The following is a 6773-nucleotide window of genomic DNA, read 5'->3' as shown; positions in this document are numbered from 1 at the left end:
CAGCGCGTAGGTCATCGCAGTGAGGGATCGTGGAGAGAGCGGCGGAGACGATGTCGCTTGCAATGCAGCCAACTTGAAATAGGCGGCGACTTCCGTCTCGACGAACCGCGAACCCAGCAAGTCCGCGCCGATCTGCCACTCCTCCGGACGGAGACCGAGAAGAATCGTGAACGGCCAGGTCAGCCAGGCCAGGACGCGGGTGACCGAGAGGGGAGTTCCTCCGAGCATGGGGAGCTGCGCCAGCGCCAGATCCACCAGAGCTTCCAAACCGAGAAACACGATCAGCAGCGCCGCAATGCCGGCGGCCATTGTCATGCCCTGCCCCGCCCCCTCGATCAAGGCGACGATAAGGTTGGAAGGCGGCGGAATGGCATCTCCTTCCATTGAACCGGACGTCTCGGGCGGATCGTTGCCGGACGGCACGCCCCCAAGCGTCACGGGCCGCCCGTCTTCCGGAAACGACAGTTTACTGATGAGCACCGCACAGGGAATCGAAATCACGGAGGCAGAAATCAAATGCCCCGCAATCTGTGGCACCACATGCTGGAGCGCCGAGACGTAGATACCCATGACAGTGCTGGCCACCGTCGCCATCATGCAAGTCAGCACCATCAACAATTCCGACCGGGTCATCGCTGCCAGGTACGGGCGGACGATCAAACCGGCCTCGATGCCGACGAAAATATTGGCGGCGCCGGAAAGAGATTCGGCGCCCGATAAGCCCATCGTTCGATAGAAGAGCCGGGCAAACAGCCCTACGACCACTTGCATGGCACCTGTGTAATAGAGGCCTGCCATAATGGCGGCAAAGAACACGACGGCCGGGAGCGCTTGCGCGGCCAAGATAAAACCCACCGACACCGTCCCATCCGGCAATGTCTGGCCGGGGCCGAGCGCCAGCGGTCCCAAGAGAAAGAGCGTGCCTTTTTGAGATGCAGTCAGCATGGCCACGACCATATCGTTGATCATTCCCCATAACCAGCGCGCTCCGGGAAACCAAAAGGACACGATACCGAGCCCCCAGGCCAAGGCCGCACTGCCGCCGATGGTCGTCCAGTTCAGCCGAGTGCGTCGTCCCGTCACCCAAGCAAGCGAGGCGATCGTAAAGAATCCGATAAACGCGAGCAGGCGATAAGGCCAGTCCTCCACCGTCATGTTCTCCCTATTTATGGAAACCCGGCGGGAGGCTACGCTGAGAGGCGGCAAGCGTCAAGAGAGAACGGACCGGAAGGACCTATAAGCCAAATCTGCATAGGTCAAAATCCGATCGACAAGTTTGGACGCGGTGAGAGTTCAACGAGAATCCGGTGTTCCGTGCAACCAGGGCGGATTCCGTTCTCGGATGCTAACAGCGGCGACCGGTAATCGACATTATCGCTTTCGGTCGAGCATGCTTGAAGCCTGTTCGGACACTTCTTTTACCAAGATTCCCATCTTTGGGTGTGACGGCTCAAAATCCACCGGCCAGCCGTGATGACGCAAGCGTTCACTGGCGGTTGGACCGATCGATGCGATGACCAGCTTGTCCAGCGTCGCTCGAAATTGTTCTACCTGCCCATCCTGCTCCACCACCTGCATGACATGGTCCATCTGCGCAGCGTTGGTGATCAATACCACGTTGACTCGCCCGGCGATGATTTCATTAAGCGCATGGCGAAGTGGACCAAGATCCTCTGGCAATGCCCATCTATAGATCGGAACCGCGAATACCTCTGCCCCTCGCTGTTCCAGCGCTCTCACGAGATCAGGGTTGACGACTCCATATTCCTGAACAGCAACCCGCAGTCCTTTCACGGGACGATGCTGATCCAGAGCTGTAACAAGATCGACCCACGTATTCGGCTCCGGCACGGTCACGGTTGCTTGAAGACCGACGGCTCTGAGGGCTGCAACCGGCTTGGGGCCGCGCGCGATGATCGCCGTGTGTTTGAATGCCGCAACGACTGACGACCAGGAATAATGAGTTTTGAGGCAATCGAATAACGTTGTGGCCCCGACACCGGTGAGCAGGGCGAGCAAATCGATTCGCCCCTCCATGAGCCGGACTCCGAAGTCCTGAATTGCCGGATTATTATCCAGCGGAATCTCTCGCAGTGCCGGGGCAACTAACGGTCGTCCGCCGTACCGTTCGATCAGCCGGCTGATCTCTGTCGCCATCCGGCTCTCGAACGCGGCAACTGTCACTCCGCTCAATGTCATGGTCGTAATGGACTGAAACGATCCAGACTAAATCATACTATAAAAGGAGGCCCTTTTCCGTTGACGGCTGGTCGTCGGCCTCCCTACTATACGCAACTATACACACTGCGCTGTTTGCTGGACCAACGAATTACTCACAGTATGACGGCTCCACTCCATAGAGGTCTTCGGCATGTGGCCCTGCGCGTCACCGACCTCCCTCGTTCGCGTCGATTCTACGAGCAATTGCTCGGCATGAAGACGGTGTGGGAACCGGATCAGGACAACGTGTATTTTAGCTCCGGCATTGATAACTTCGCGCTCCATCAGATCCCACGAGATGAACTCTCCTCTTACCGGCCCCTGTCGGCGCAGTTATTGGATCACCTCGGGGTAATTCTCGACAGCCCACAAGCCGTCGATCTGATGTACCGAGCGATCCTGCCGAAGATCGTATCTCTGGGTGGACGAATAGCCAAGGAACCCAAGCAGCACCGTGACGGCAGCTATTCGTTCTACTTTAGCGATCCGGACGGCAATCTGGTCCAGGCTCTGTACGAACCGGCGATCAGCAAGCTGAGGTTCAGCGCCGACTCATGAGCCGAATTTGGACCAGCCTTCCCAAAAATCAATATCTAAGCCTGGTTCCCTGGTGCTGGGTACAGCTGGAAAGTGCTGAGCCGCCGGGGCCCTTCCCGTTCATGGGCGGAGTGGCCCCTGAAGTCGTCGCCGGTCTCCAGGAGGCTCATGGTCTTCTGTCCAGCTCGATCGACACGGCGATCAGCGATGTCTTCTCGAAACGGGCGCCGCTTGACGATCCCGATCGGCAGCGCCGTTTGGAAGATGCCTATGCAGAGCTGGTGAACGCACGGCCCTATCTACAGCAACATATTCGCTGCGGACGACGAGCTGATGGGACCTTTCACTGGGAATTTCCGACCGATCCGGGCAAATCCGCAACCGTGACCAACGGTGGCCTTCGTGTCTTTCATGCGGTCAATCACCAAGCGATCCCTGTCGGATTCAATGGACGACCGCTGGGTCCCGGCGCCGGGAAACTGCTTGGTCTGCTCGACGGAACCCATACGACCGACGATCTTCGAGCCGCGGTATCGACAATGCCGCGTGATTCGCAGATGGTGCTGACCGGCATAATGGAATCATTGCATCACTATGGTTGTCTGACCGTCTCTGCGACGACTTCTATCCGGCGGCATTGGTTCGACGTCGTCCGGGATCAGGATATGGTGCACCTTGGACATGCCGCGCTCCTCTACCGGCAACGGGACACCGTACTCCTCTTCGACCCATGGCTTCTGCCGTGGTTTGCCGAATCGCCGTTGCCGTCGATCTGGAGCGGACTTTTCCCGAAACCCTCCGCCGTGTTTCTGACTCACGACCACGATGATCACGTCGATCCCCGCACCTTGCTGCATTTGCCGAAAGACACACCGATCATCGTGCCCAGTCGGCGGGATCGAACAGGGCTGTTCTTTGACTATCGGTCGCTCCTTGCGGAACTGGGTTTTGACCGAGTTATCGAGCTGGCTCATGGAGAAACCTGGCCGTTTGAAGGCGGTACAGTCGTCTCCGTACCCTTCTACGGAGAAGACCCTTGCGACCTGAATATGCCCAGGAATTGCTACTTAATTTCGGATCGAGGGCACAATGTGCTGATCCATGCGGATAGCGGCCCGACGAACGATGGACGGTCCGCCCTCAAGGACAATGTCATCCAGCAATTGGTAGGGCAATACGGACCGATTCCGCTCGTGTTGGCGTCACAACAGCAGTTGCTTGAGATCCGGAGCCATGCCGCCCATGCCGCGCTCTCTCATCCAGGCAGATGGCTGGATATCGGCGAGAACGGCTATCTCACGAACGCCTATCTCGCCGAGATTTGCGCGGCCGCTCACGCACGGATGTTTGTGTCATACGCCACCGGGGGAGCTGAATGGTACCCCGATCACCTGTCTTTCATGTTCAGCCGTCGTAATCCCGCCAGAACCGCACTATTAACGGCTCATTGGGAACACCCTGTAAAATTGAAAGACCTTCTGGTTTCACAGGAATGCCGCTATCATCGTGCCTCCGCCCTCGATCTCTATCGAGCCATGAGCGGAGGGATGATCGATGTCATTTCGGCGGGAGATGCCCTCTCTCCGCTGACCCTCTATCGGTTGGATCATGGCGATCCACCGTTCATGAAGGCGAGCAAGAAACGATAGACCACTTTTCTTCAAGGAGCAGCCATGGCCGGGACACAGTCGCCGATTCTTGTCACAGGTGCCGCGGGGTTCATCGGATTCCACGTCGCAAAGCGCCTTTTGGATCGTGGCGACCAGGTGATCGGCCTCGACAATCTCAACGACTACTATGATGTGCGATTGAAACAGGCTCGGCTCGCTCAATTGACGCCGCGCGAACGATTTAGCTTCGTCAAGCTCGATCTCTCCAATCGACAAGGCATGCGCGATCTCTTTGCCGATGAACCGATACGACGCGTGGTTCATCTCGCTGCCCAGGCAGGCGTCCGGTACTCACTGGTCAATCCGCACGCCTACACCGAAAGCAACATCGAAGGATTCATGAATATTTTAGAAGGCTGCCGGCACGGTCGCATCGACCATCTCGTGTATGCCTCCTCAAGCTCCGTCTATGGCGGGAATACCCACCTGCCGTTCTCGATTCACGACAATGTGGACCATCCAGTCTCGTTGTACGCCGCGAGCAAGAAAGCGAACGAGCTGATGGCTCATTGTTACGCGCATCTGTATCGGCTGCCCTGCACGGGTCTACGATTTTTTACCGTGTATGGCCCCTGGGGACGCCCTGACATGGCCCTCTTTATCTTTACCAAGGCCATCTTGGAGGGCAAACCGATCGAAGTTTATAACCAGGGTCGGATGAAACGCGATTTCACCTATGTGGACGACATCGTCGAGGGAATCATCCGGACGCTCGATCTCCCAGCGACGGCCGATCTGGCCTGGGCAGGAGATACGCCGGATCCAGGAACCAGCTCGGCTCCGGCACGAATCTACAATATCGGGAATCATCAGCCCGTCGAACTGCAGCACTTTATCGAAGTCCTGGAGCGCACATTAGGTAAGAAGGCGGAGAAGAAATTGATGCCCTTACAACCGGGAGACGTCCCTGCAACGTACGCGGATATCGACGATCTCACCCGCGATGTCGGATTCAAGCCGACCACATCCATCGAAGTGGGTATCCCTCATTTCGTGAAGTGGTATCGGGAGTTCTATAGCGTCTGACGCGTCCGGCTTGAAAAGCTAGAAACAACCCACGGGCACGAAGCCCGTGCCGAAGAGTCTCGATAGGGCGATGTAGCGCGCATTATCGTAAAAAGAATAGCTTGGCATCCGTTGCACACGCCCGGTGACATCTCCCCCATAGGAAGGGTCCGATCCAAAGAACATTCCTCCGCGAGTCTTCTGGACCAATTGCATCCATTCCATGTATAACGAGCACACTTCCGCCTGTACCGAGCCGGAAGACGTGTTGCTCGCATACCAATCGCGCGCCCAATCCGGTACTTGACGCGCTCCAGCTCCAGAAGTGGGTTCCTGGTAGGGGGACACCCCATAATGATAATGGGATTCACTGGTGGTCGTGGTTCGAGGAACCGTCGGCATATTCTCCAAATCGGGCACAATAGAAAGCGGTTTGAGCACCATGACTTGGCAGCCGGCCTTCTCCTTGTTGGTATAGATTAAGCTGCCGTCTGCTTGAGGACATTTCCAAGTCACATCCGATCCGGTCTGGGTATCTGAGAATACCGGAGTAGAGGAAAAAACCGCCAGCACTGCAGCTAAGAAAGAAAAGATCCGCGTCGGCCACATGGGAACCTCCATATCGTGTTGCGAAGGCACTCAGTGCCTGGAGTCGTGGTCATTCCGGTAAAATGTGCTCACACCCTACGCATACTTTATTCTTTGGTCTATGCCCCTTTAGAGGGGGCAACACAATGCTGGAGCGGCTTAGAGACGATTGGCGATCACTGATCTTCTCTCACACTCTCGCTCCGCTTCGTTTCGATACCACCAAGCCGCTCCGACCCAGAACCGGCGGTATGACAAAAATGTGTATTCTGCTCAAGAAATGCCCAGCCGACATCCTGCTTTACCTTGTCCCTGTCATAGACCTCAGGTATCCTGCGTATCTTCTCGGTGGCCGAGGATCCTGTGATTTCGATGGAGACGTCGTCGGTGCCAAGGTGCCGGTCGGGGAATACATTACCTGCGCGGAAGCGAGAGTGAAGACTCGACATGACTGACTACAGCGTGCTTGGCAATTTGCTGCTTATTTATACCGTCTCTATCGCGGTGGTGTTTTTATTTCATCAATTTCGACTGCCGTCTATCGCGGGGTTTCTCGTCGCCGGGGCTTTGATCGGCCCTCATGGGCTCAATCTGATTTCCGATATCGCGACGGTGCATGTGCTGGCGGAAATCGGGATCGTGCTGCTTCTGTTTACCATCGGCATCGAATTCTCATTGAGACAACTGACCTCTCTTCGTCGGCTGCTCTTGATTGCTGCTCCGATTCAAGTCGGTGGGGTCATCGCGATCGCA

The 6773-nt window shown here is 56.6% G+C and carries 7 protein-coding genes; 4 read left to right on the top strand and 3 right to left on the bottom strand.

The window, feature by feature from the left end; genetic code table 11:
- Positions 1 to 1155 (bottom strand): nucleoside transporter C-terminal domain-containing protein (locus ACOSYY_RS14045; protein WP_421663144.1); only part of this gene is annotated, 1155 nt, incomplete at its 3' end.
- Positions 1156 to 1371: 216 nt separating this feature from the next.
- Positions 1372 to 2157, bottom strand: a complete 786-nt coding sequence (locus tag ACOSYY_RS14040; RefSeq protein ID WP_421663143.1) for a uroporphyrinogen-III synthase — start codon at positions 2155 to 2157, stop codon at positions 1372 to 1374.
- Between the two features lie 102 nt (positions 2158 to 2259).
- On the opposite strand from ACOSYY_RS14040, the gene ACOSYY_RS14035 reads away from it, so the two are divergent.
- From ACOSYY_RS14035 to ACOSYY_RS14025, 3 genes are read left to right on the top strand one after another with little or no spacing between them, the layout of a single operon-like run.
- Positions 2260 to 2778: a VOC family protein gene (locus ACOSYY_RS14035; RefSeq protein ID WP_421663142.1), complete on the top strand. Its 519-nt coding sequence runs from the start codon at positions 2260 to 2262 to the stop codon at positions 2776 to 2778.
- Positions 2775 to 4406, top strand: coding sequence for an MBL fold metallo-hydrolase (locus ACOSYY_RS14030; protein WP_421663141.1), 1632 nt, complete (start codon positions 2775 to 2777; stop codon positions 4404 to 4406). Before ACOSYY_RS14035 ends, ACOSYY_RS14030 begins: the two co-directional genes overlap by 4 nt.
- Positions 4407 to 4430: 24 nt before the next feature.
- On the top strand, positions 4431 to 5453 hold the full coding sequence (locus ACOSYY_RS14025; protein WP_421663140.1) for an NAD-dependent epimerase: 1023 nt from the start codon (positions 4431 to 4433) through the stop codon (positions 5451 to 5453).
- 18 nt (positions 5454 to 5471) lie between these two features.
- On the opposite strand, the gene ACOSYY_RS14020 is transcribed toward ACOSYY_RS14025, so the two are convergent.
- Positions 5472 to 6041 (bottom strand): hypothetical protein, encoded by a 570-nt coding sequence (locus ACOSYY_RS14020; protein WP_421663139.1) that lies wholly within the window; start codon positions 6039 to 6041, stop codon positions 5472 to 5474.
- A 426-nt stretch (positions 6042 to 6467) separates the two neighbouring features.
- Here ACOSYY_RS14020 and ACOSYY_RS14015 point away from each other — a divergent pair.
- Positions 6468 to 6773 (top strand): cation:proton antiporter domain-containing protein (locus ACOSYY_RS14015; protein WP_421663138.1); only part of this gene is annotated, 306 nt, incomplete at its 3' end.

The sequence above is a fragment of the Nitrospira sp. BLG_2 genome, from assembly GCF_049222245.1.
The sequence above is the reverse complement of the archived record's forward strand: the minus strand, read 5'-3'. Positions and strand labels throughout refer to the sequence as shown.

What these genes read in the sequence shown, in the direction of transcription:
- ACOSYY_RS14025 (WP_421663140.1), top strand. Translation starts at nt 4,431, where the DNA reads ATGGCCGGGACACAGTCGCCGATTCTTGTCACAGGTGCCGCGGGGTTC.
- ACOSYY_RS14020 (WP_421663139.1), bottom strand. Translation starts at nt 6,041, where the DNA reads ATGTGGCCGACGCGGATCTTTTCTTTCTTAGCTGCAGTGCTGGCGGTT.
- ACOSYY_RS14040 (WP_421663143.1), bottom strand. Translation starts at nt 2,157, where the DNA reads ATGGCGACAGAGATCAGCCGGCTGATCGAACGGTACGGCGGACGACCG.
- ACOSYY_RS14030 (WP_421663141.1), top strand. Translation starts at nt 2,775, where the DNA reads ATGAGCCGAATTTGGACCAGCCTTCCCAAAAATCAATATCTAAGCCTG.